This window comes from Bacillus sp. A1, assembly GCF_042296235.1.
Taxonomy (GTDB): domain Bacteria; phylum Bacillota; class Bacilli; order Bacillales; family Bacillaceae; genus Bacillus; species Bacillus velezensis.
In genome coordinates this window covers 3,543,972-3,567,560 of the sequence record NZ_CP141181.1, presented here as the reverse complement: position 1 = coordinate 3,567,560, position 23,589 = coordinate 3,543,972, and the positions used below count along the sequence as shown (strand labels likewise).

Genomic DNA, 23,589 nt, shown 5'->3' with positions numbered 1-23,589 from the left:
GGTTTGTTATAATAATCTGAGGGAATAGTATTATTTTGCAGTGTTTTACTAAATTCCATATGGTGAAAGGGAGAAAAAATTTGTCCAATCAGCCTATTAACGATAATAATGAGCTTCCCGATATGATGTATTATTTTATCTCAGGAGGCCTCCCGGATGATTACGGAGGTCTGACCAAATCACTATTATTGCGTTCTAAACTATTCGGAGAAGAGAGTCAAAAGAATACCGCCTTTCTTACTTTTAAATTTGATTTGGAATTTCGGAGAAAAAAAAACGAACTCTTTGAAAGAAAGAAAACCGACCCTCAATATACACAAGTTATCAACATGTATGATGACTTTTTAAGTAAAAGAACAAAAGGCAAGCGGATTTATTCGGAGAAAATTGAGCTGAATCAAATAAAAAAACATGTCAGCAAGGGGAAAGTAAGCAAAACTATCTCAAAAATGTTCGGAAAATCATCAAACGATTATAATCTTTCCTATTATTCAGGCAGTGATGACGTGCGTTACGTAGATTACCTGAATGATGAAAAACAAGTAATCAAAAGGGAAGAATACAATAAAGAAGGAAAACCCGTCATTGTCTCTCATTTTGATACAAAGACGAATCAAATCTTCCTTCAGGAGTTTATCAACAGCGAAAATGTCGTTTATCTGGAAAAGCACTTCATGTGGGATGACCAAAATGAAGCAGTCAAATTCACACATTTTACTTGGTACTCAGAAGAAAACCCTTTAACATTTAAAGATGAATTTGAGTTGCGCAGGCATTGGATTGATATTCTCCAAAAAGAAAACGATCGGCCTAAACTATTTCTGGTCGACAGCAGACTACAGGATAAACATGTCTTCAGAGTGAAAAAAGCGCCGTCATCTTATTATGCTGCGATTATTCACAATAAACATTATGGTGATAATAAGTTCCAGATCAAAGGACGCTATAAAGAACTTTTCGGCCAAATAAATAACCTTGATGCCGTATTTTTTATCACTGAGGAGCAGATTGCAGATTTCAGTTTGATTTCAGGGGAAAAAGAGACATTCTTTTTTACACCGCATACGATTAATAAACCGCTCGATGAAGAGGTTTTGAAAGTTCCGAGCGAACGAAATAAAGCGGTTATTATCTCTCGGATTGTACCAATGAAAAACCTGACGCATGCCGTTAAAGCGTTCAAACTTGTTGTAAATGAAATCCCGGATGCGAAACTGGAAATATTCGGTTCTGGAGGAGAAAGAGAGAAAATCAAAAAGGAAATAAAAGCTCAAAACCTCAAGAATAATGTATTGCTGAAAGGCTACACGAACAACCCTGATTACGAGTTTCAAAAAGCGTGGCTGACAATTTCAACTTCTCACTTTGAAGGCTTCGGTCTGTCCAATATGGAAGCATTGAGCAATGGATGCCCGGTCGTAACTTACGATTACGATTACGGTGCCAGAAGCTTGGTAGAAGATGGAGTAAACGGCTATGTAATTGAACAATATAATATAGAAAAGCTGGCTGAGGCCATTATCTCTTTAATGAGAGATGACAGCACTCACAAACAATTTTCACGTCTAGCCTTTAAAATGGCGGAGAAATACTCTAAACCAAACTATATTAAAAATTGGTCATATGCTCTTTTCAAAATGGTTGAAGTGAGAAAAGAAAAGGAACGGCTTGCTGAAAAAGTCGGTTCTAAAGAACACCCGATCACATCTTTTGAAAAAAATGCCAACGGATTAGCGATCAGCGTTTCAGTGTCTGACCAGAATGATGCATTTGAAAAAGTCCGAATGGTTGGGATTGATCGGAAAAACAAATCTGAAATCATATCCGTATCCGCTGATCAACCGGCTCAGCCATTTTATATAGATCTTGAAAAGGACATCCAAAAAGAAAAAATTGACGCAAATCATACTTCGGTTCTTGACTTTTACATTCAATATATAACAGCTGACCATATCCGTATTCTAAGAAGGGTATCCAGCCGTGAAGTCAATTTCGGCGAAAAAGATCGGTTTATGAATAACGGATATACTTTCGAACCTTATACGACTGTGAAAGGGAATTTCTCTATTAAATTAAACAAAAAGGATCACATCGATTAAGTGAAATCGGTTAAGTGAAGAGCTTTAATTCAGAGGAGCAGAAAATAAGTATGGATGAAAATACCGTGAGCAAATGTATTTTGAAAAGCTTAAAAAATAATGTGGGAGACCTGGCACTCTCTATTTCACTTGAAAGCGAAGAACCGTTAGCTGAGGAAGTGAAATGTTATTTAAAATTAAAAGAACGGCGTTCCGGAGCCGAGGATGTTGTTATTTTAGAGAAAGAGAGCCCGGCTCAATACAGTGCATCAATTAATATTCACTCGTTTCCTGAACCTTTAGAAATGGGACAGACTTATGATTTTTATGTGGTACTGGGGGAACCGGCAGCGGAAGAAGAACAGCCGAAGCAGGTGCGTTTAACCGTGGAAGCTGAAGCGATTGAGCGTGCCTACCACCTTGATCATACGACTGAGCTGTTAATTTTACCTTATACAACCGATAAGGGCAATTTCTCTTTAAAGGTAAAAAGAGAAGCGAAAATTGTGAAGTTTGATGAGATTCAGCTGAAGGCAGAAGAGATTATGATTTCAGGGTATGCAGGATATCTAAGTTCGGAGAATCAGCTTTCAGTTAAAAACCTGCAATTTGTCATTAAAAAAGGGGGAGAAGATCCCGTAGAGAAACATTTCCCTATTAAAATGACGAAAAAAACGGAGAATATTGAACAGCTTCGGGAAGATGCATTCACCCCTGAAATTTTTGATTTCCAAATAAAAATTCCATTAAAAGATATTCCTTATTCTCTGGAAAAACGATTTGTCTACCGTATGTTTATGGAGTTTCATTGTGAAAACGACGAAGCTGAACCTATTGTTCTCAGCAGCACTCCGCTTGTGCTCGGAGACAGAAAAAATAAACTGAAAGGCCTCATAAGCGTTGTGAATAAAGACAGCGGACCGGTCAGGTATGAGGTATATAAAAAGAAGAAAAAGCAGACTGTCTGTATCCGTGTGAACGACTACAGCCTGAAAACAAGGATGAGATACTTCATAAAAGGGAAGAAAAAACGTTTCATTTCCAAAATGAAAAAACTGAAAAAACGCAGAAATTCCCTTATTACGAAAGGTTATAAAGTTGTTTTCAGAATGGCGAGCAAAATGCCTGTTAAAAGCAAGACCATTATTTTTGAAAGCTTTAACGGCAAACAATACAGCTGTAATCCGAGAGCCATTTATGAATACATGCAAATCAATCATCCGGAATATAAAATGTATTGGAGCGTAAATAAACAGTATGCAGCGCCTTTTAAAGAGAAGGGCATTCAATACATTAACAGGCTTTCTATCAAGTGGCTGTTTGCTATGGCGCGGGCAGAATATTGGGTCGTCAACAGCCGTCTGCCTTTATGGATTCCAAAGCCGGAACATACAACCTATCTTCAAACATGGCACGGCACGCCTTTAAAAAGACTTGCAATGGATATGGAAGAAGTTCATATGCCGGGTACTAATACGAAAAAATATAAAAAGAATTTTATTAAAGAGGCATCCAATTGGGATTATTTAATTTCTCCTAATGCCTACTCGTCTGAGATATTTGCGCGCGCCTTCCAATTCGATAAAACTATGATTGAATCAGGTTATCCGAGAAATGATTTTCTTCATAATGATAATAATAATGAGACAATCACAGCGATAAAAAGAAGGTTAAACCTGCCTGAGGATAAGAAAATCATTCTTTATGCGCCGACATGGAGAGATGACCAGTTTTATGCTAAAGGCCGTTATAAATTTGACCTTGATTTAGACCTGCATAAATTAAGGGAAGAGCTCGGAGATGAATATCTCGTTATTCTGAGAATGCATTATCTTGTGGCCGAAAATTTTGACCTCGGTCCGTTTGAAGGGTTTGCTTACGACTTTTCTGCACACGAAGATATTCGGGAATTGTATATGATTTCAGATCTGTTAATTACCGATTACTCTTCTGTATTTTTCGATTTTGCAAATCTGAAACGCCCGATGCTGTTTTTTGTTCCCGATATTGAAACATACCGGGATAAACTCAGAGGGTTTTATTTCGATTTTGAGAAAGATGCTCCTGGTCCGTTAGTGAAAACGACAGAGGAAACGATCGAGGCAATCAAACATATTTCATCACCGGATTATCGGCACCCGGTTTCATTCAAACCTTTTTATGACAAATTCTGTTATCTTGAGTCAGGACATTCTTCTGAGAAAGTCGTGAAAATTGTGTTTGAATCTGAATAATAGAAAAACCCCTTTGTATCAAGGGGTTTTTCTATTATGCTTTACAAACCTTTTAGCAGCATTTGCATGCGGCTTGAAAGTGAAAAAAAATTTGATTTCTGGTACAATTATCAGCGATGCTTTATAAAATCAAATCAACCTAAGGAAGATTAAAATGAATGCTGTAGTGAAAATACTAAAAGAGCAAGTAACATCATTTCCTTTAATCATGCGTTTAGCAGCCTACGAAACAAAGTCTAAATATCAAATGAATTATTTAGGCGTTTTATGGCAGTTTTTAAATCCTCTTATTCAAATGCTTGCTTATTGGTTTGTTTTTGGATTGGGGATCAGAAAAGGGGGGCCGATGGCTACAGGTGCCGGAGAAGTGCCTTTTATTTTGTGGATGCTTGCAGGTCTGATACCGTGGTTTTTTATAAGTCCGACAATATTAGACGGATCAAATAGTGTATTTAAAAGAATTAAAATGGTGGCTAAAATGAATTTTCCAATCAGTTCTTTGCCGTCTGTCGCCATCGCTTCTAATTTGTTCAGTTATGCAATTATGATGGTGATCTATATCATTGCATTGCTCGCCAGCGGAATCTATCCGAGCCTTCATTGGCTTCAATATATTTATTATTTTGTTTGTCTGATGGCTTTCTTATTTTCGTTCAGCTTGTTTAATTCGACAATCAGCGTGCTGATCCGAGACTATCAGTTTCTTCTGCAGGCAGTGACAAGACTTTTGTTTTTCCTCCTGCCGGTTTTTTGGGATATTAACTCAAAGCTGGGGGTAGCTCACCCGGAATTGGTTCCTGTCTTGAAGCTGAATCCGCTTTTTTATATAATTGACGGTTTCAGGAACAGCTTATTAGATGGTCAGTGGTTCTTTCAAGATGTGAAATATACACTGTATTTCTGGCTGTTCACCTTATTTTTGTTAACAGTCGGTTCTGTTTTACACATGAAATTCAGAGATAAGTTTATTGACTTTCTTTAATACGTAAGGAGATTGTACGATGAAACTAAAGGTTTCGTTTCGAAATGTTTCAAAGCAGTATCATCTTTATGAAAAACAGTCGGATAAAATAAAAGGTTTGTTTTTCCCTGCTAAAGATAACGGTTTTTTCGCTGTGCGAAATGTCTCCTTTGATGTATATGAAGGGGAGACAATCGGCTTTGTGGGAATTAACGGATCGGGTAAATCGACGATGTCCAATCTGCTTGCAAAAGTGATACCGCCGACAAGCGGTGAAATTGAAATGAACGGCCAGCCGTCGCTGATTGCGATTGCAGCCGGTTTAAATAATGCTTTGACGGGCCGGGATAACATAAGACTTAAATGTTTAATGATGGGGCTGACAAATAAAGAAATCGATGAGATGTATGAAAGCATAGTTGAGTTTGCTGAGATCGGTGATTTTATTAATCAGCCGGTGAAAAACTATTCAAGCGGTATGAAGTCCCGCCTTGGTTTTGCTATTTCCGTGCATATAGATCCGGATATTTTAATCATTGATGAAGCCCTCTCCGTAGGAGACCAGACATTTTATCAGAAGTGTGTTGACCGGATCCAGGAATTTAAAGAACAAGGAAAAACCATTTTCTTTGTGAGTCATTCCATTGGTCAGATTGAAAAAATGTGTGACCGTGTGGCTTGGATGCACTATGGTGAATTAAGAATGTTCGACGACACTGAAACCGTCGTCAAAGAGTACAAAGCATTTATCGATTGGTTTAATAAACTCTCCAAAAAAGACAAAGAGAAATATAAGAAAGATCAGGTTGCTGAACGTAAAAAAGAATCGCCTGAGCAGCAGGCAATTGTGAAGGAACAAAAGAAAAATAGTAAATCCGGATCAGCAGTCAATGCTATTCAAATTGCTATTTTATCAATACTGCTTGTGTTTATGGCAGGAACCATGTTTTTCAGCGCCCCGCTTCGTACTATCGCTTCCTTCGGTAAGATCGGATATCAAGATGATGTTAACAAGGGGAAAGACCAGATATTGGTGAACAAAAAAGGTTTCGTATTAAAAGACCAGACGCAGGCCTATAAAGATACAGAGCTGAAAAAAAAGGCGGAATTCCTTATTCCGTTCGGTGCTCAGGTGAAAGTGGTATCTGAAGACAGGCAATCAGCAAAGATTGAGGTCAATAATAAAACGTACTATATCCCGGAAAATGCAGCGGTCTATAACGAAAAAAGTTCAAATGTGAAAGCATCCGCTTTTTCTCCGTATGTAAAGCAGGGTGATACTGATCAACTTGTGTCACATCTCGGTGAGCGCGTTAATGATATTCAGCAAGAAATGAAAGAGCTGCAGAAAGAAGTAGTGAACGGCCGGGAGATGCTATATCTTAAAAATGGCGAGGTCAGTTATGTAGTGAATAATGGCAAGGCCGAGCAGCTTGTTTTCAGAGGAATATCAGCTATTACTCCGGCAGATCTATCCCTGAATAATAAAGATGTTATAAAGGGCAGCAGTGATCGGCAATTTATTGCGGCAAATGATAAATACGCTTTTATTATCAATAACGATAATCAAACTTTAACCTGCATTATAAAATAAAAAGCTGTTGGAATAAATCCAACAGCTTTTTTTCTTATAATTCATCTTTTCTTAACAGGTCTTCCATGAAAGGGATAAGGTGATCACGCAGTTCACGATCCTGCATCGCAAATTCTAATGTAGTGGTAATAAAACCCAGTTTTTCACCAACATCATACCTTTTGCCCTCAAAATCGTAAGCAAAAACCCGCTGGATTTCATTCAGCTTTTGAATAGCGTCTGTAAGCTGAATTTCTCCTCCGGCACCAATTTGCTGTTCTTCAAGGTACATGAAGATTTCAGGAGTGAAGACATAACGTCCCAGTATTGCCAGATTGGACGGAGCAGTCCCTTGAGCCGGCTTCTCAACAAAGTTCTTCACCTGATATCTGCGGCCTTCACTTGTCAGCGGATCAATAATTCCGTAACGATGGGTTTCTTCTTCAGGCACTTGCTGAACCCCTATAATAGAAGAAAGTGTTTTTTCATATTCATCCATCAGCTGGCGAAGCCCTGGTTTTTCAGCTTGAACGATATCATCTCCGAGAAGGACGGCAAATGGCTCGTCACCGATAAAATTACGTGCGCACCAAACGGCATGTCCAAGACCTTTTGGCTCCTTTTGCCGGATATAATGAATGTCAGCAAGATTAGAGGCTTTTCGGACTTTTTCTAAGAGTTCGACTTTCCCTTTTTCTTCTAGGTTTCTTTCCAGCTCTGGTGAGTAATCAAAATGGTCTTCAATGGCTCTCTTGCTTTTTCCCGTAACAATAATAATGTCTTCAATACCCGCTTCAACCGCTTCTTCAATTATGTATTGAATCGTTGGTTTGTCTACAATCGGAAGCATCTCTTTCGGCATGGCTTTTGTTGCCGGCAGAAAGCGTGTCCCTAAACCTGCAGCGGGAATTATGGCTTTGCGTACTTTTTTCACTTTAAAGCACCTTCCTTAGCGTCACTTAAATATAAGTTAAGATATCTATACAGACTCAGGCTTGCTGATATTTTCTGTATACCCGATATTTCATTTTTAACACTTTTAATGATATAAGATAAACCATTATTAAACAAGTTTTATCCGTAAAGCCTTAATGATATATCCTTTTTCATTTATGGGAAAAATAATACAAGATATTTAACTGGCGGATCATATCGTGTAAAATGGGTTGATAATGAAAAATGATCACAAACTTGATACAGGAGAAAGAGATATGAAAAAACTTAAAGTCATGACGGTATTCGGTACAAGGCCTGAAGCGATAAAAATGGCGCCCCTTGTGCTCGAATTAAAAAAACGCCCTGAAATAGAATCATATGTCACTGTGACTGCCCAGCATAGACAAATGCTGGATCAAGTTCTTCACGCATTTCAAATTAAGCCTGACTTTGATTTGAATATTATGAAAGAACGGCAGACGCTGGCTGAAATTACTTCAAACGCCCTGGTAAAACTGGACGGCCTGTTTAAGGAAATCAAACCTGATATTGTTCTTGTTCATGGTGACACGACAACAACCTTTGCCGGAAGCCTTGCAGCTTTCTATCACCAGATTGCAGTCGGACATGTGGAGGCCGGATTGCGCACGGGCAACAAATATTCACCTTTTCCGGAAGAATTGAATCGCCAAATGACTGGCTCGCTTGCTGATATCCACTTTGCTCCGACTCAGCAAGCGAAGCAAAATTTGTTGAATGAGAATAAAAAAGAAAGCTCCATTTTTGTTACCGGAAATACAGCGATTGATGCTTTGCATACAACGGTTCACTCTGAATACTCCCATAATATTATTGAAAAAATCGGCAATGACAGAATGATTTTACTGACGGCGCATCGCCGGGAAAATTTAGGTCAGCCGATGGAACTTATGTTTAAAGCCATCCGCCGGATCGCAGATGAATTCAGCGATGTGCAAGTCGTTTATCCGGTACACCTGAATCCCGCTGTACGTGAAGCTGCTGATAAGCACTTTGGTGATTCGGAGCGCGTCCATTTAATTGAACCTCTTGAAGTGATTGATTTCCACAATTTTGCGTCAAGGTCGTATTTTATTTTAACTGATTCAGGAGGCGTTCAGGAGGAAGCTCCTTCCTTAGGAAAGCCGGTTCTCGTATTGCGCGATACGACTGAACGGCCCGAAGGAGTGGAGGCGGGCACTCTGAAATTAGCCGGTACTGATGAAGAAACGATTTATCAGATGGCAAAACAGCTGCTGACAGACAAGCAGGAATATGAAAAAATGTCGCGGGCATCTAATCCCTATGGAGATGGCATGGCGTCAAGAAGGATTGCTGAGGGGCTGCTCTATCAATTCGGACTGCGTTCAGAGCGTCCTGATTCTTTCGAGGTGTAACAAAAAAGCAGCTCCGCATAATGTATGCGAAGCTGCTTTTTCTGCATTAGTTTAAAGGTTGAGGCTACTTCTCAATTCTTTAGTAATGGAAGCAAGACCGTTTTCATCTGCTTTATAATAGTAAATTCCGTTGATTTTAGTGCCGTCACCCTTCAGCTCATGCTGAATCACTTTCTTGCGGGCATCTTTATAGCCGGATTGAATATCCCACATATCATCAAAGGTTAAATTCGTTTTTACATTGTTCTCTACTACTTTAAACATATCTCCGAATTTCGTGACAGAAGAGATACTTGCCCCTTTATTGATAATACCCTCTATAATCTGCCGCTGTCTGTCTTGGCGCCCGAAATCCCCTTTAGGATCTTCTTTTCTCATTCGTGAGTAAGCGAGGGCTTCATCACCGTTTAATGAAATATTGCCTTTGCTGAAGTAATAACCGTCATAGTTGAAAGCGAATGTACTGTTGACAGTGATGCCTCCTAAAGTGTCAACGACATCTTTAAAGCTTTCCATATTTACTTTAATGAAATAATCTACAGGAAGGTTCAAGAAATTCTCCACAGTATCTACTGCCATTTGCGTACCGCCAAATGCATATGAATGATTGATTTTATCCATCGTGCCTTTGCCGATAATTTTTGTATAAGTGTCACGCGGAATACTGACCATTTCCGTTGTTTTTGTCTTTGGATTGACAGTAAGGTAAATGAGCGAGTCGGCTCTTCCTTTATCATTTTTACGTTCGTCCACTCCCATGATCAAGACAGAGAACGGTTCTTGTTTATTTATTTTCACCTCAGTGCTGCGTTTATTCGATTTGTTAATGTCTTCGTGAATACTGGCGACGGTTGATGCCGCTTTATGCCATAGATAGTATGTAAAGCCGCCGGAAACTAAAATAAAAATGCCGATGATTGTCAGAAAGACCAGTAACAAAGTCTTTTTCTTTTTTCTTCGTTTACTTCTCATCTCAATACACCCCATCTGTTTTAAATTGGAAATCGAACTCCTAGTAAATTCAATATTTTATAATAGAATACAATAAATCCTAATATAGTCGAATGTTATCGAAAAAAGTTTCAATGTTTCTTAATTTTTCTTTAAAATAGATAATATATTGTCGATAATCCATAATGAGGTGAAAAAAATGAAAAAAATTTTTGGATGTTTGTTCTTTATACTGCTTCTCGCCGGGTGCGGAGTTAATAATGAAAAATCTCAGGGCGAGGATGCGGGTGAAAAGCTGGTAACGAAAGAGGGCACTTATGTAGGACTGGCGGATACTCATACAATAGAAGTCACTGTGGATCATGAACCGGTAAGTTTTGATATCACTGAAGAATCAGCCGACGATGTTAAGAATTTGGATAATGGCGACAAAGTGACAGTAAAATATCAAAAAAATAGCAAGGGACAGCTTATGCTGAAGGATATCGAACCGGCAAATTAATGAATAGGGGGACGCTGTAATCTTGAAAACTTGCAAACATTTAATAGGACTGACTCTAGCTGTTGTTATATTGCTTATACCGGCGGTTTCCTTTGCGGCAGATTCAAATATATCTGTTAAGCTGACAAATTACATAGGAAATCAATCAAGCATTTCTTTATCTCCAACCGGTTTTTATCAGGTTACCGGTGATCATGTGTCTGTAACCAACCGCTTTTCGGGGGCATCCCGATATGAGACGGCGGCTCTTGCATCTGACTCCCAATGGACGAATCCTAAAACCGTTATTCTCGTCAATCGTGATGTTTTTATCGATGCATTACCAGTAATTCCTCTGGCAAAAAAATTGGATGCGCCGGTGTTATTTACACAGCCGGACACTTTAACAAAAACAACAGAAAAACAGATTGCTAAGTTCAATCCCGATAATATTCTGGTCATCGGCGGGGCTAAAAGTATTTCAAAGGACGTTGAAAATAAGCTTAAGTCTTATGGAGCTGTGAAAAGAATCAGCGGGAAAAACCGTTATGTTCTGTCTGAAAACATTGCAAAACAAATGGGAAATTACGATAAAGCAATTGTTGTAACAGGTAATGTTTTTCAAGACGCTTTAGCCATTGCTCCGTATGCCGCTGCAAACGGCTATCCCATTCTACTGACTGAAAAGGATAAATTGCCGGATTATGATCTTCCGAAGCAAGTCTTAATTATCGGGAGTTCGTTCAGCGTGAGTGATGCTGTAGAAAATCAAATTAAAAAAACTTCAACTGTGCAGCGAATACCCGGATCAACACGGTATGAATTGACTGCTAATATCATTAATCAGCTAAAGTTGAAGGCTGATAAAGTCGTCATGACTAATGGAACGAAATATGCTGATGTCCTGGTTGGCGCTTCTTTAGCCGCCAAAAAAAACAGCCAAATATTATATATCAAACAAGATGATGTTCCTTCAGCAGCTAAATCAGTGACAAAAGAGAAGGCGTCGTATGCATACGACTTTATCGGAAGTACAAGCTCCATTTCCGCCGGGGTTGAAAATGAGCTTTCAAACCATTTTTACTTAGCCGGCGGAAGCACATACAACTTACAAATCAATAATGGAAAGTTAAATCTTAATCATATTAAAACATATGGGAATTCATTGAGAATAAAACCGGAAACGTACAATGAATCCAACCGGATCAGTTTGAATGGAAAAGAATACTTGGGGACGGTTAATTTTTCAATAGAGTCAGGCAAATATATCAGACCTGTAAATGAAAACATTCCTTTTGAAGATTATTTAAAAGGTGTCGTACCGAATGAAATGCCTGCAAGCTGGTCTCTTGAAGCGCTGAAGGCGCAAACGGTTGCGGCAAGAACATACTCAATTACGAAGACCGGGAGCACTGTTGCTGATACTACTGCTTTTCAAGTATATGGCGGGTACAGCTGGAATGCCAATACAACGAAAGCGGTGCAGCAGACAAAAAATAAGGTGCTGACTTACAAAGGGAATTTAATTACGGCGGCTTATTCATCGAGTAATGGCGGTTATACAGAATCAAGCGACGAAGTATGGGGTTCAAGCGTTCCTTATTTAACTGCGAAAAAAGACACAAAAGATCCTCAAACTGCCTGGAGTCTGACGCTTTCTAAGCAGCAAATCAATCCGGATTCAATTGATGTAAATAAGCCGGCCTCTTGGTTTGCTTCAAAGAATGAGACAAATGCAGCTCAACTGAGCGGTATTAAAAATTGGATTCTGAAAAATAAGGAAACAGGCGCTTCCGCCATTAAAATTTTAAAAATAGAAGATCTTACATTCAGCGGAACAACTAAAGGACAGCGGGCTAAAACAGCAACTTTGAAAGTGAATTACGCTGTCAAACAAAACAATGGAAATTACGAGGCAAATAAAACATCTGCAATGACTGTGCCGGTGACTGAATTGAGAACGATGATCGGAGCCTCCGTGTTTAAAAGCACTTATGTGACCGTCAGTCAAAACAGTTCTGCTTTTACAATCAGCGGAAAGGGATATGGACACGGCATCGGCATGAGCCAGTACGGCGCTAAGGCAAGAGCGGATTCAGGAGATTCATATAGTTCAATTTTAAAATTTTATTATCCGGGCACTACATTGACTGACTATTAAATAAACAAGAGCAGGAGGAAGGCAATTGCGTTCTTATCTTAAAGTCCTGATCATTTCTATGCTGGGACTCATCTTATTTATCCCGTCAGCCTTAGCTGACAACGCGGTTAAAAGAGTAGGGGGAAGCAACAGGTACGGTACGGCTGCTGCGCTTTCCAAGCAGGTGTATTCAACAGCGAGTACAGCTGTTGTCGTCGGCGGAGGTTCGTATGCAGATGCTATATCCGCTGCCCCGATGGCATATCAGAAAAATGCGCCGCTGCTTTACACAAACAAAGATAATTTGTCATCAGAGACGAAAACCCGTCTGAAAGAATTAAAAACAAAAACGGTCATTATCGTCGGCGGAACGCCTGCTGTGTCAGCAAATACAGCAAATCAAATCAAAGCGCTCGGCATCAGTGTTAAGAGAATTTCAGGAAGCAACCGATATGATACGGCAGCTAAAGTAGCAAAGGAAATGCCTGCCGCCTCAAAAGCCGTTATTGCAAACGGATTTTTATATGCTGACGCAATAGCTGCAATTCCATATGCCGCAAAGAACGGATATCCAATTTTGTTTACGAATAAAACAGCTATCAACAGTGCCACAGCAGGAGCTATAAAAAGCAAGGGGATCAAAAGCTCTATTGTAGCAGGGGGAACCGGGAGCATAAATGCCTCTGTCTTTAAGAAACTCCCTTCTCCAAAAAGAATCAGCGGAAGCAATCGATACGAACTTGCGGCCAATCTAGTTCAGCAATTAAATCTTCCGACAGGCAATGTATTCGTCAGCAATGGTTTCGGGTATGCAGACTCCATAGCGGGTGCTGCTCTTGCTGCAAAGAAAAAACAATCTATCATTCTGACAAACGGCAGCAATCTTTCAAAAGAAACAAGAGTCTTTATCGGGAGAAAAAAATTAAGCAGCTTTACCATTATTGGGAATACCCCGGCTGTCAGCTCAAATGTTGCAAACCAGCTGAAAAATCCGGCAGCGGGAAAAACAATTTTAATTGATCCGGGTCATGGAGGGAAAGATTCCGGTTCTATAGGTAACGGCATTTTAGAAAAAGACGTCAATCTTGATATCGCTAAAAGGCTGAATACAAAATTAAATGCTTCAGGTGCTCTGCCGGTCATGACGAGGTCTAATGATACATTTTATTCCTTGCAGGAAAGGGTAAATAAAGGTGCAACCGCAGGAGCGGATTTATTCATCAGCGTTCACGGCAATGCAAATGATGCAACTTCTGCAAACGGAACTGAGACCTACTATGATGAGACATATCAAGCCGCTGCAAGCAAACGCCTGGCAGGACAAATTCAGCCTAAGGTTGTTAATGCATTAAAAACAAGAGACAGAGCGGTTAAAACAGCGCCATTCTATGTCATTAAGTATTCCAAAATGCCTAGTGTATTAGTAGAGACGGCTTTTATTACGAATCCGTCTGATGCAAGTAAATTAAAGCAAGCATCCTATAAGGAAAAGGCAGCTGCAGCCATCAATGATGGAATCGTGTCTTATTATAAGTAAAACTTTTATATATTTGTGTACGAGCCTGCTGGTCAAAATTGATCGGCAGGCTTTTTCGTTGTTTTCCGCTCATAATGATCCTTTTCAATTATAGTAGCGGCCGTTTATGGATATGAATAGATTTACAATAAAAAAACAATAATCAAAACATTCTAATAAACATTAACGCTTCCTTTACTTCCAATTAACATCCATCTGCTAAACTCACGGCATAGGTCATCAAACATCCCAACAAATCGTGAGGTGTGTGTCAGTGGGAGCAGAGAAAAGCATGAATGTAAATAATAACTATGCAGTGCGGCAGGGGACTTCCGCTGCCGTTACGGAAAGAACGGCCCGTTATTTGGCTTTTAAGCGATTCATGGACATTGTGTTTGCGCTTGCGGGGCTTTTGGCGGCGCTCCCGGTGATGGGCCTGTTCTCCATACTGATTCGTTTGGAGTCGCCCGGCCCGGCTTTTTATAAGCAGGAGCGGGTAGGCAAAGACGGGAAGCCGTTTTATTTGTATAAGCTCCGCTCTATGAAAATAGATGCTGAAAAATCGGGGGCGGTCTGGGCGCTGAAAAAGGATCCCCGCGTGACAAAGGTCGGCGCTTTTATCAGAAGGACCCGTATTGATGAGCTGCCGCAGCTGGTAAATGTGCTTCGGGGAGAAATGAGCCTGATCGGCCCGCGTCCCGAGCGGCCCGTGTTTACGGAACAGTTTCAGGCTGAGATTCCGGGGTTTACGGAGCGGCTGGCCGTTAAGCCGGGATTAAGCGGGTGGGCGCAGGTCAACGGGGGATATGACATGACACCGAGGGAAAAACTGATGTTTGACTTATACTATATCCGCAACCTGACCTTTTCATTGGAACTGAAGATTATGCTCAAAACGTGCAAAGTGATCTGGACCGGTGACGGGGCGCGATAAAAATTCTGGTCAGCAGACAAAAAAGTAGGGAAAACGATGCCTAGTATTACAAATCAAATCTTGAGCGGCGCCAAATGGACAAGTATTTCGACAGCGTGTATTACGGTCATTCAAATCATCCAATTCGCCCTGCTCGGGCGGGTCATGTCACTGGCTGAATTCGGTCTTGTCGGCATGATCACAACGGTAGTGGTGTTTGCCCAAATTGCGCTTGATATGGGTTTTGGCGCCGCGCTCATTCAAAAAGATCATGTGACTGATAAACAGATGTCTTCCTTGTACTGGCTGAATATCATAACGGGGCTTGCGCTGTTTGCGCTGCTGTTTTTCAGCAGTCCGCTCATCGCCGATTTTTATCGGCGGGAGGAGCTTGTCTATTTAATCCGCGTGCTGGCCGTCATGTTTTTAATCGCGCCGATCGGTCAGCAATACCAGTATATGCTGCAAAAAGCGCTGGCATTTAACACGTTAAGCAAGATTGAAATCTTTTCAAATGTGCTGTCCTTCGTGTATTTGGCGGCCGCGGTTTTTTATACGGACCCGATTCTCGCCTATGTGATTTCTCAGGTGCTGCTGCAATCGTCAAAAGGCATTCTGTACTGGATGTCCTGCAGAAAAACATGGAGACCGGCGTTGGTTTTTGATCTGAAAGGAATGAAAGGCTTCTTTTCTTTCGGGGCCTTTCAGCTGTCTTCCCGGCTTGTGAACCGGCTCGGAGCGAATATTGATATGATTCTGATCGGCAGTTTTATCGGCGCCGAGGCGCTCGGCATTTACAATCTGGCCTACCAGATTGTCACGCTTCCGGTATTAAAAATTAATCCGATCATTACGAGAGTTGCGTTTCCCGTCTTTGCGAAAAACAAGCATGAAAACAGCGTTATCAGAGAAGGATTTCTTAATATGACCAAAATACTGGCGCTGATATCCTTTCCGCTTTTGCTCGGTTTGGTTTCAGTGTCGGATGCATTCGTGGCTTCGGTATTCGGAGAAAAATGGCTGGCGGCTGTCCCGGTTTTAAACGTTCTCGCCATCGTCGGGATTTTAAGGGTTCTGATGAATCCGAACGGATCTGTGCTGCTCGCAAAAGGGCGGGCCGATCTGGCGTTTTATTGGGACGCCGGGGTGATGCTGCTGTATGGTGCATCTTTGTACGCCGCCGTGCTGTCCGGAAATCTCTTGACGGTAGCCTGGACGTACGCTTTCATCAGCATCCTGAATTTCCTGATCGGGCGCTGGCTGTTGGCATATGTCATTAAGCTGCGTCTGTCGGCTTACTTCAAAGCCGTGGCCAAACCGTTTCTCCTTACGGCGGCAATGGGTGTCATCGCCTTTACAGCCAGCTTCGGCACGGAGCGGATCAGCCTTGATGTCAAGCTGCGTCTGGCAATCTCCGTAGTCTGCGGCGCGTTGTGTTATTTATTCCTGTTAGGAAAAGCTTATCCGCATATGAAAAGTAAATTAAGAAAAGGACGTTTGCTATGAAGGTATTGTGGATGACAAGTGTATATCCGAGCAGTGAGAAGCCGGGAGAAGGGGTTTTTCATGAGACGCAGGCCCAAGAACTGAGAAAGCTTGGCGCGGAGATGACCGTCATTTGTCCGCGGCCGAAACTTGCCGCGCCATTCCGGGTGCTGAAAAAGACATATCGGAAAAAGGATATCAGGCCGGCACATGAATGGCGGAAAGGCGTGTCCGTCCACCGGCCTTTTTATCAGGCGGTTCCCGGGCAGCTGAAATGGGCGCAGCCGCATAAAAGAATGGCGTCATCGGTTCTTTCCGCGATTAAAAATCAAGGCCTGAAGCCCGATCTGATTCACGCGCATTTCGCCATGCCGTCAGGCGGAGCGGCCGCCATTGTGTCAAAGGCTTTAGGCATTCCGTATGTGCTGACCTTGCATGGCAGTGATGTCAATGTCTATCCGCATTACAGCAAAAGCGCTCATCGCGCATTTACATTTGCGGTGCGGGAAGCAGCCGATATTTACGCTGTGAGCGGCAGTCTGCGGGAACAAATGAAAAAGCTCATCGAAGCGGAGTGCAGCGTGCTTCCGATCGGCATCACGCTTGACGCCTTCCGAAAAAGGAACGAGACGAAAGAAGCCGTCAGAAAACGGCTCGGCCTTCCTCCGGATAAAAAACTGATCGTGTTCATCGGCAGGCTTGTCAAAGAGAAAGGTGTTTTCGACTTATCAAAAGCCGTTCAGTCATTGGATGAAAATTATGAAGCTGTCTTTGTCGGTGACGGTCCCGCCGCATCTTCATTGCGTGAAGCCGCTCATATCGTCACGGGGCAAGTGCCGAACGACAAGGTACAGGACTATCTGCTGGCCTCGGATGTAATGGCGCTGCCGTCCTACAGCGAAGGCATGCCGACTGTGGTCATTGAGGCGCTCGCTCTGAAGGTGCCGGTAATCTGCACCGATGTCGGAGGATTGGCTTCTTTATTCGGGAAACACCGGGGGTTGCTGATCAAGCCGGGTTCACCTGAGACGCTGGCAGAATCGATTCTGCGATATGACGGAGGAGAGGCTTGGACGCCGCAAACAGCCGAGGAACTTTATCAAACCGTCCGCACGTATTTTGACGCAAGCCAAAACGCGAAAGCGCTGAAAGAGAAATACCGATCCGTAATGAACCGGGCCGGGCAAGAGGAGAACCTTTCGAAAGAGGGATGAAGCTGTGAAAAAAATCGCTGTATTAGGAACAGGGTATGTAGGTCTTGTATCTGGAACTTGTTTTGCGGAAATCGGCCATCATGTGACTTGCTGTGACATCAATGAAGCGAAAATCAGAAGCTTGCAAAACGGAGTCATCCCGATATATGAACCGGGGCTTGAGGAATTAGCCGAAAAAAATGTCAGTGCCGGGCGCTTATCCTTTACGGCCGATATTGAGCCGGCTGTGAAAGCCGCTGATATCATCTATATCGCCGTCGGTACGCCGATGTCAAAGACGGGTGAAGCCGATCTGACCTACATTAAGGCAGCGGCGCAAACAATCGGAGAACAGCTGAACGGATACAAAATCATTGTCACCAAAAGCACTGTTCCGGTCGGGACGGGAAAGCTCGTTTACCAAATCGTCAGCGAAGCGTCAAAGGGAAAATATCCGTTTGATGTCGCGTCAAATCCTGAATTCCTCCGCGAAGGTTCTGCGGTCCGGGATACGATGCAGATGGAGCGGGCGGTTATCGGCGCCACAAGCGAACATGCCGCTTCGGTCATTGAAGAGCTTCATAAGCCGTTCCGTACGAAGATCGTAAAGACCAATCTTGAAAGCGCGGAAATGATTAAGTATGCCGCAAATGCTTTTTTAGCCGCCAAAATATCTTTTATTAATGATATCGCCAATATTTGCGAACGTGTCGGGGCGGACATTTCCCACGTGTCAGAAGGCGTCGGTCTTGACAGCCGGATCGGGAATAAATTTCTGCAGGCGGGCATCGGATTCGGCGGATCCTGCTTTCCGAAGGATACAACGGCTTTATTGCATATCGCAAACGCCGCCGGCTATCCGTTTCAAATGATGGAAGCCGTCATTGAAACCAATCAGAAGCAGCGGGTCCGTATTACGGAAAAATTGAACCGCGCCATCGGGCCCTTAAAAGGGAAAACCGTGGCCGTACTGGGGCTGGCCTTTAAACCGCACACAAATGACGTCCGCTCCGCCCCGGCTCTTGATATCATCACAAGTCTTAAAGAGCAGGGCGCTCACATGAAAGCGTATGATCCGATCGCGATTCCCGAAGCGTCAGCGATATTAGGAGACGGCGGCATTGAGTATCACACAGAGCTGTACAGTGCCATCAAAAACGCGGACGCATGCCTGATTACAACAGATTGGCCGGAAGTCAAGGAGATGGATCTTCAGAGAGTGAAGCAGCTGCTCAAACAGCCGGTCATCATTGACGGCAGAAATATGTTTCCGCTGGAGTATATGAGGGTTTCAGGATTCACTTATCATTCCGTCGGACGTCCGGCGGTTCATGCCGATCGGCAAATAAAAGAACTGGCAAGATAGAAAAAGATTTGTCTTCAGGCTCTCGGCAGCCCGGCTCGGCTGCCGGTTTTGGAAAGGGGTTTGCCATGTGAGTATCAAACGTTCAGCGGCACATGTTCTTGTGCTGCTTGCCGCTCTCATTACAGGAGGATTCATCATGCTGGAGGCGGTCAGGGCGGATGCCGGCTTCGGAAAAATCACCGTGCTGCTGCTTGCCGCCATGATCGGCATTGCCGGACTTGCTTTGCTATCCGCCTTTACAACAAACGGTCAGATGTTTATGGGGCTCATTTACATACTGATCGCGTGTACATTTTTAAACCAGGCCTTCTTTGCGGTTCATCTCGGATTTTTCAGCTTATTTATATACCGGCTGTTATTAATCGGAGCGGGCGCCCTTCACATCGCCGGCATCCTGACAAACCGTCATCATATTGACAGATGGAATCGGGTGAATGTAAAAGGGGTTCTGATGTTTTTCGCCTTATGGTTTACATACGGTCTCCTATCGTTATTGTGGGCAAAATCCGTGACGTACGGGATTAAATATTTAGCTTTAATGGGAATGGGCATGTTTTTGATTTATCTTATCGTCATGTTCATTCAGCGCTTTGATCAGCTGATGGTTTTTTACGGCATATGGCTTGTGATGACCATTTTTGTGATGGCGATCGGCTTTTACAACCATTTTACACACCACCATCTGCCGAGCTCCACGCTTTATAACGGCCCGCAGTACAAACAGCATTATCCGACGTCCGTTTTCTTTAATCAAAATGATTTCGCGACGTTTTTGTGCATCAGTTTCTTTCTGTATGCGGCGGCGGTGAAAAATATGAAAAACGGCTATGTGAAGGCCGTCAGCCTGCTCTTTGCGATCTGCGCTTTGTATTTAATCATTTTGACCGGTTCGCGCGCGAGTCTGCTGGGCATATGCGCGGGGGCGGCTGTATACGTCTTCATCCTGCTGCCTTCCCTGTTGAAAAAACTCGCGCTGTACGTTGCGGGAGCGGGCGCGGCGCTGTTTGCGGTTTTATTTGCGGGCCGTATCACCAATGCCGTCTTGAATCTGTTTTCAGCTCCGCAGGCGATGCCGGGACAGCAACCGCTTCCTTCCAACCTCGCGAGGGCGAATCTTTTAAAGAACGCCTTTCACTATGTGATTGATTCCTGGGGGTTCGGAGTGGGTGCCGGAAACGTCTCTTACTATTTAAAAGCGGAGCCCGTTTATGATACGGGCGGCGTAGTTGAGGTGCACAACTGGCTCGTCGAGATTATGGCGAACTTCGGCGTGCTTACGATGCTCGGTTACCTGACAGTCTATTTGTTCCTTTTTTGGACACTTTATAAATGTCATGAAAGAAAATCGGAAAATCAGTCAAGACTGATCACAGAAGGACTTATCACGGCGATGGCCGGTTTTTTGGTAAGCAGCATCAGCCCAAGCTCCGTATCAAATTTATTTTTCCACTGGGTATTTCTCTCGCTCGTGATCGCGGCGGTCAATATATTGAGGCGTTTACAAAAGGAGCCTGCCGTCACGGCGTACTATGAAAAACAGGGAGATGCGAGATGAAGGATATGTTGACAAGAATAACCCGGCGTATCAAAAAGAATATCATTTGGATCATTGCGCTGCCCGTTGTGTTAGGGGCGGCGGGATATGTATTGCCGTCAAAAATCAGCGGAAACAGCAGTTTTACATCAGAAGCCGCGATCGCCGCGGGAAATTATGATCATCCGCTTTATAACAATACAAAAGAAATCCCGCTCCTTTTGACGAGCGATGCCTTTTTAAAGCAGGCTTTGCCTGATCAAACAGACGAAGAAAGAGCGGCCGTGAAAAGTAAACTGACTGTCGAAACACAATCAGATTCATTGATCACGGTCAGCTACAGCGGCCAAAACAAACAGGAGACCGAATCGGTGTTTCAAGCCGTCATAAAAACTTTTCTGAAGAATGACCAGGACCTGTTTGAAAAACGGGCAAAAGTAGTGCGGCAGAGTATTGCTGCGCTTGAAGGAGAAACCGTCAGCGCGGACGCCAAAGTGGATAAGGAACGATTTTTATACGAATTGAAAAATACGCAGCTGAACCTGAAAGCGGCCGGCGTCATCAATTCAGAGCCGATGAATGAAACGGCGGGACAAGGCATGCCGCCGAAAAAGAAAGCGGTTCTGGGCGTTTTAATCGGCATTGCAGTTGCATTTATGTTCATTGTCATTCCTGAGTTTTTTAGAGAGTCCTTGTAAAAATCTGCGATGGAGATGTGACCATGACAAACTGGAAACCTTTCGTATCTGTCATTACACCGTCTTATAACGCAAGTGAATATATCGAAGACACGATTCAGTCTGTTTTACATCAAAGCCACCCGCATTGGGAAATGATTATTGCGGATGATTGTTCAACGGACGGAACGAGAGATATTTTACAGCACTATGAACAAAAGGATGAGCGGATCCGCGTCGTTTATTTAGAGAAAAACGGGGGAGCCGCGGCTGCCAGAAATACAGCCCTTAAACATGCCAAGGGCCGTTATGTCGCATTTCTGGACAGCGATGACAGATGGAAAAAGGAAAAGCTTCAAAAACAGCTTGCGTTTATGGCAGAGCGGTCCTGCGCTTTTTCATTTACGGGCTACAGCGTCATGGAGCAGGACGGAACGCCGACGGACAAAACGATTCAAGCCCCTGAAAGCCTGTCATATGATGAAGCTTTAAAAAACACGATTATCGGATGTTTAACGGTCATGATTGACAGAGAGCAGACGGGGCAGATTCAAATGCCTGATATCAGAACGCGGCAGGATTTAGCGACATGGCTTTCCTTGCTGAAAAGGGGATTTACGGCTTACGGCCTGAATGAGTGCCTTTCAGAATACAGGCTTGTGCAGAATTCGATTTCAAGCAACAAGTGGAAAGCCGCAAAAAAAACGTGGTTTGTTTATAGAGAAATTGAGCGCCTGCACTTTATCAAGGCTTCGTGGTGTTTTATGCAATATGCGAAAAACGCGGTCTTGAAAAGACTGTAGGCGTCAGAGGAGCTGGGTGATGAAGGTGGAACCGATTATTCACGTAATCGTCGGAGCGGCGGAATGGGGGCATGACCGGCTGAGATACAGACGGCACCGGCTGGCTGAATTTCTCGCCCGGCAAAAAGAAACGAAAAGCGTCATTTGGGTATGCCCGTCTCCGCGAGCCAATGATGGTCAGATGGCCGGGATCGCCGAGGGAATCCGGCAGTTCACTGTAAAGGATCTCATGCAGCAAAAAGCTTTCCGCTTCGGCAGGTATACAGACATGTGCTACAGGCATAAGCTTTCACCATTGTTGAACATGCTGAAGGAAGAAGGAGAAGGGGCCCGCTGCTGCTTATGGTACACCTTCCCCGGTTTTCCGCTGCTGGCAGATCTGTTTCCTTGGGATGAAGTGATTTACGATTGCAGTGATCTGTGGGCCGCTCCGATCAGCGGCCGGTCCGGAGTTCTGTCAAATGTTAGAAGAAACATCATTAAACAAGCGGAAATGAGAATCATACAGCGTGCCGATTCCATTACGTGTACATCTGACTGTCTGCACCAAGAGGTCGGAAAAAAGCTGGAGAATCCGCACCAGAAAGTGTTCACCATTGAAAACGGAGTGGAATATGACCTGTTTTCACGGGAAAATAAACAGCCGGATGAAGACATTTTACGGGGACGGAACGGAACGGTTCTCGGTTTTATCGGCGGAATCAAACCGAAGCTCGATTTTGCGCTTATGGCGGAAACGGCAGATGTGAGGCCTGACTGGACGATTTTATTGGTAGGCCCGAACACGGCTAAGGACGATCCGGATTTCAAGTCGCTTCTGGAGCGTCCGAATGTCATCTGGACGGGACCTGCCGCGCCGAATGAAGTGCCGTCCTATATGCAGCTTGTCGACATCGGTATCATGCCGTATAAAAATTCCCCTTATAATGATGCGGTATTTCCGCTTAAGCTTTTTGAATTTTTAGCCGCCGGGAAACCGGTTGTCGGCTGCAACCTTTCTTCAACGTCAAAAATCAAAAGGCCTTTCGTCTATGAATACGTTGAAGGCAGTGACCCCGCAGATTTCATCGTGGCCTGCGACGCGCTTCTGGCAGCGGACCGCAGCGGATCATATGAGGCTTTGCGCCGTGAATTGGCCCGGAGACGGGATTGGAATGTTTTATTCGGCCGAATGCTCGAATGCACGGGTATATTGAAAAATGCGCAATCCCATTAAAAGGGAAAGCGCATTTTTTGATTTGCGTGTTTCTTTTTGATGATGCTTGTTATAATAACTAGTAAGAATTATAATGGAAGGAACGGTTCAATATCAGAAAAGACTTCATATAATTCC

18 protein-coding genes are annotated in these 23,589 nt (G+C 43.2%); 16 read left to right on the top strand and 2 right to left on the bottom strand.

From position 1 onward, the window contains the following. Positions 1 to 80 precede the first annotated feature (80 nt). The 4 genes from U2H13_RS17505 (at position 81) to tagH (ending at position 6,867) form a co-directional block, all read left to right on the top strand. Positions 81 to 2,099, top strand: coding sequence for an alpha-glucosyltransferase N-terminal domain-containing protein (locus U2H13_RS17505; RefSeq protein ID WP_021494863.1), 2,019 nt, complete (start codon positions 81 to 83; stop codon positions 2,097 to 2,099). Between the two features lie 50 nt (positions 2,100 to 2,149). Continuing rightward, complete coding sequence (locus U2H13_RS17500; RefSeq protein ID WP_017418798.1) at positions 2,150 to 4,312, top strand: CDP-glycerol glycerophosphotransferase family protein; 2,163 nt, start codon at positions 2,150 to 2,152, stop codon at positions 4,310 to 4,312. 154 nt (positions 4,313 to 4,466) lie between these two features. Continuing rightward, complete coding sequence (gene tagG / locus U2H13_RS17495) at positions 4,467 to 5,294, top strand: teichoic acids export ABC transporter permease subunit TagG (RefSeq protein ID WP_103526586.1); 828 nt, start codon at positions 4,467 to 4,469, stop codon at positions 5,292 to 5,294. Between the two features lie 19 nt (positions 5,295 to 5,313). Continuing rightward, positions 5,314 to 6,867 (top strand): teichoic acids export ABC transporter ATP-binding subunit TagH, encoded by a 1,554-nt coding sequence (gene tagH / locus U2H13_RS17490; protein WP_025649352.1) that lies wholly within the window; start codon positions 5,314 to 5,316, stop codon positions 6,865 to 6,867. A 34-nt stretch (positions 6,868 to 6,901) separates the two neighbouring features. Here tagH and galU read toward each other — a convergent pair whose 3' ends face one another. Next, a complete protein-coding gene (gene galU, locus U2H13_RS17485) occupies positions 6,902 to 7,780 on the bottom strand; it encodes a UTP--glucose-1-phosphate uridylyltransferase GalU (RefSeq protein WP_015240700.1) in 879 nt (292 codons plus the stop codon). Positions 7,781 to 8,057: 277 nt separating this feature from the next. Here galU and wecB point away from each other — a divergent pair, with 277 nt between their 5' ends. Next, positions 8,058 to 9,197 (top strand): non-hydrolyzing UDP-N-acetylglucosamine 2-epimerase, encoded by a 1,140-nt coding sequence (gene wecB, locus U2H13_RS17480; protein ID WP_021494107.1) that lies wholly within the window; start codon positions 8,058 to 8,060, stop codon positions 9,195 to 9,197. Between the two features lie 51 nt (positions 9,198 to 9,248). Here wecB and U2H13_RS17475 read toward each other — a convergent pair whose 3' ends face one another. Then, on the bottom strand, positions 9,249 to 10,169 hold the full coding sequence (locus tag U2H13_RS17475) for a LytR family transcriptional regulator (RefSeq protein WP_021494106.1): 921 nt from the start codon (positions 10,167 to 10,169) through the stop codon (positions 9,249 to 9,251). Positions 10,170 to 10,347: 178 nt separating this feature from the next. Between U2H13_RS17475 and U2H13_RS17470 the strand changes: the two genes are divergently transcribed. The 11 genes from U2H13_RS17470 (at position 10,348) to U2H13_RS17420 (ending at position 23,472) form a co-directional block, all read left to right on the top strand. Beyond that, a complete protein-coding gene (locus U2H13_RS17470) occupies positions 10,348 to 10,650 on the top strand; it encodes a membrane protein (RefSeq protein WP_017418804.1) in 303 nt (100 codons plus the stop codon). 22 nt (positions 10,651 to 10,672) lie between these two features. Continuing rightward, on the top strand, positions 10,673 to 12,790 hold the full coding sequence (locus U2H13_RS17465) for a SpoIID/LytB domain-containing protein (RefSeq protein ID WP_029972831.1): 2,118 nt from the start codon (positions 10,673 to 10,675) through the stop codon (positions 12,788 to 12,790). Between the two features lie 25 nt (positions 12,791 to 12,815). Then, positions 12,816 to 14,306 carry an N-acetylmuramoyl-L-alanine amidase gene (locus tag U2H13_RS17460; protein WP_021494104.1) on the top strand — a complete coding sequence of 497 codons (1,491 nt, stop codon included), beginning with the start codon at positions 12,816 to 12,818 and terminating at the stop codon, positions 14,304 to 14,306. Positions 14,307 to 14,559: 253 nt separating this feature from the next. After that, on the top strand, positions 14,560 to 15,219 hold the full coding sequence (locus tag U2H13_RS17455; RefSeq protein ID WP_003151373.1) for an exopolysaccharide biosynthesis polyprenyl glycosylphosphotransferase: 660 nt from the start codon (positions 14,560 to 14,562) through the stop codon (positions 15,217 to 15,219). Positions 15,220 to 15,255: 36 nt separating this feature from the next. Then, positions 15,256 to 16,704 (top strand): MOP flippase family protein, encoded by a 1,449-nt coding sequence (locus U2H13_RS17450; protein WP_029972830.1) that lies wholly within the window; start codon positions 15,256 to 15,258, stop codon positions 16,702 to 16,704. After that, positions 16,701 to 17,897: a glycosyltransferase family 4 protein gene (locus tag U2H13_RS17445; protein WP_103526588.1), complete on the top strand. Its 1,197-nt coding sequence runs from the start codon at positions 16,701 to 16,703 to the stop codon at positions 17,895 to 17,897. The genes U2H13_RS17450 and U2H13_RS17445 overlap by 4 nt, the downstream gene beginning before the upstream one ends. A 4-nt stretch (positions 17,898 to 17,901) precedes the next feature. Then, positions 17,902 to 19,242, top strand: a complete 1,341-nt coding sequence (locus U2H13_RS17440; protein WP_103526589.1) for a UDP-glucose/GDP-mannose dehydrogenase family protein — start codon at positions 17,902 to 17,904, stop codon at positions 19,240 to 19,242. A gap of 67 nt (positions 19,243 to 19,309) precedes the next feature. Further along, positions 19,310 to 20,797: an O-antigen ligase gene (locus U2H13_RS17435; protein ID WP_103526590.1), complete on the top strand. Its 1,488-nt coding sequence runs from the start codon at positions 19,310 to 19,312 to the stop codon at positions 20,795 to 20,797. Beyond that, positions 20,794 to 21,474: a sulfur relay protein TusF gene (locus tag U2H13_RS17430; protein ID WP_060673976.1), complete on the top strand. Its 681-nt coding sequence runs from the start codon at positions 20,794 to 20,796 to the stop codon at positions 21,472 to 21,474. Before U2H13_RS17435 ends, U2H13_RS17430 begins: the two co-directional genes overlap by 4 nt. Positions 21,475 to 21,497: 23 nt before the next feature. Beyond that, positions 21,498 to 22,256: a glycosyltransferase family 2 protein gene (locus U2H13_RS17425; protein ID WP_060673978.1), complete on the top strand. Its 759-nt coding sequence runs from the start codon at positions 21,498 to 21,500 to the stop codon at positions 22,254 to 22,256. A 19-nt stretch (positions 22,257 to 22,275) separates the two neighbouring features. Continuing rightward, positions 22,276 to 23,472, top strand: a complete 1,197-nt coding sequence (locus tag U2H13_RS17420) for a glycosyltransferase (RefSeq protein ID WP_060673980.1) — start codon at positions 22,276 to 22,278, stop codon at positions 23,470 to 23,472. The last annotated feature ends 117 nt before the right edge of the window (positions 23,473 to 23,589 follow it).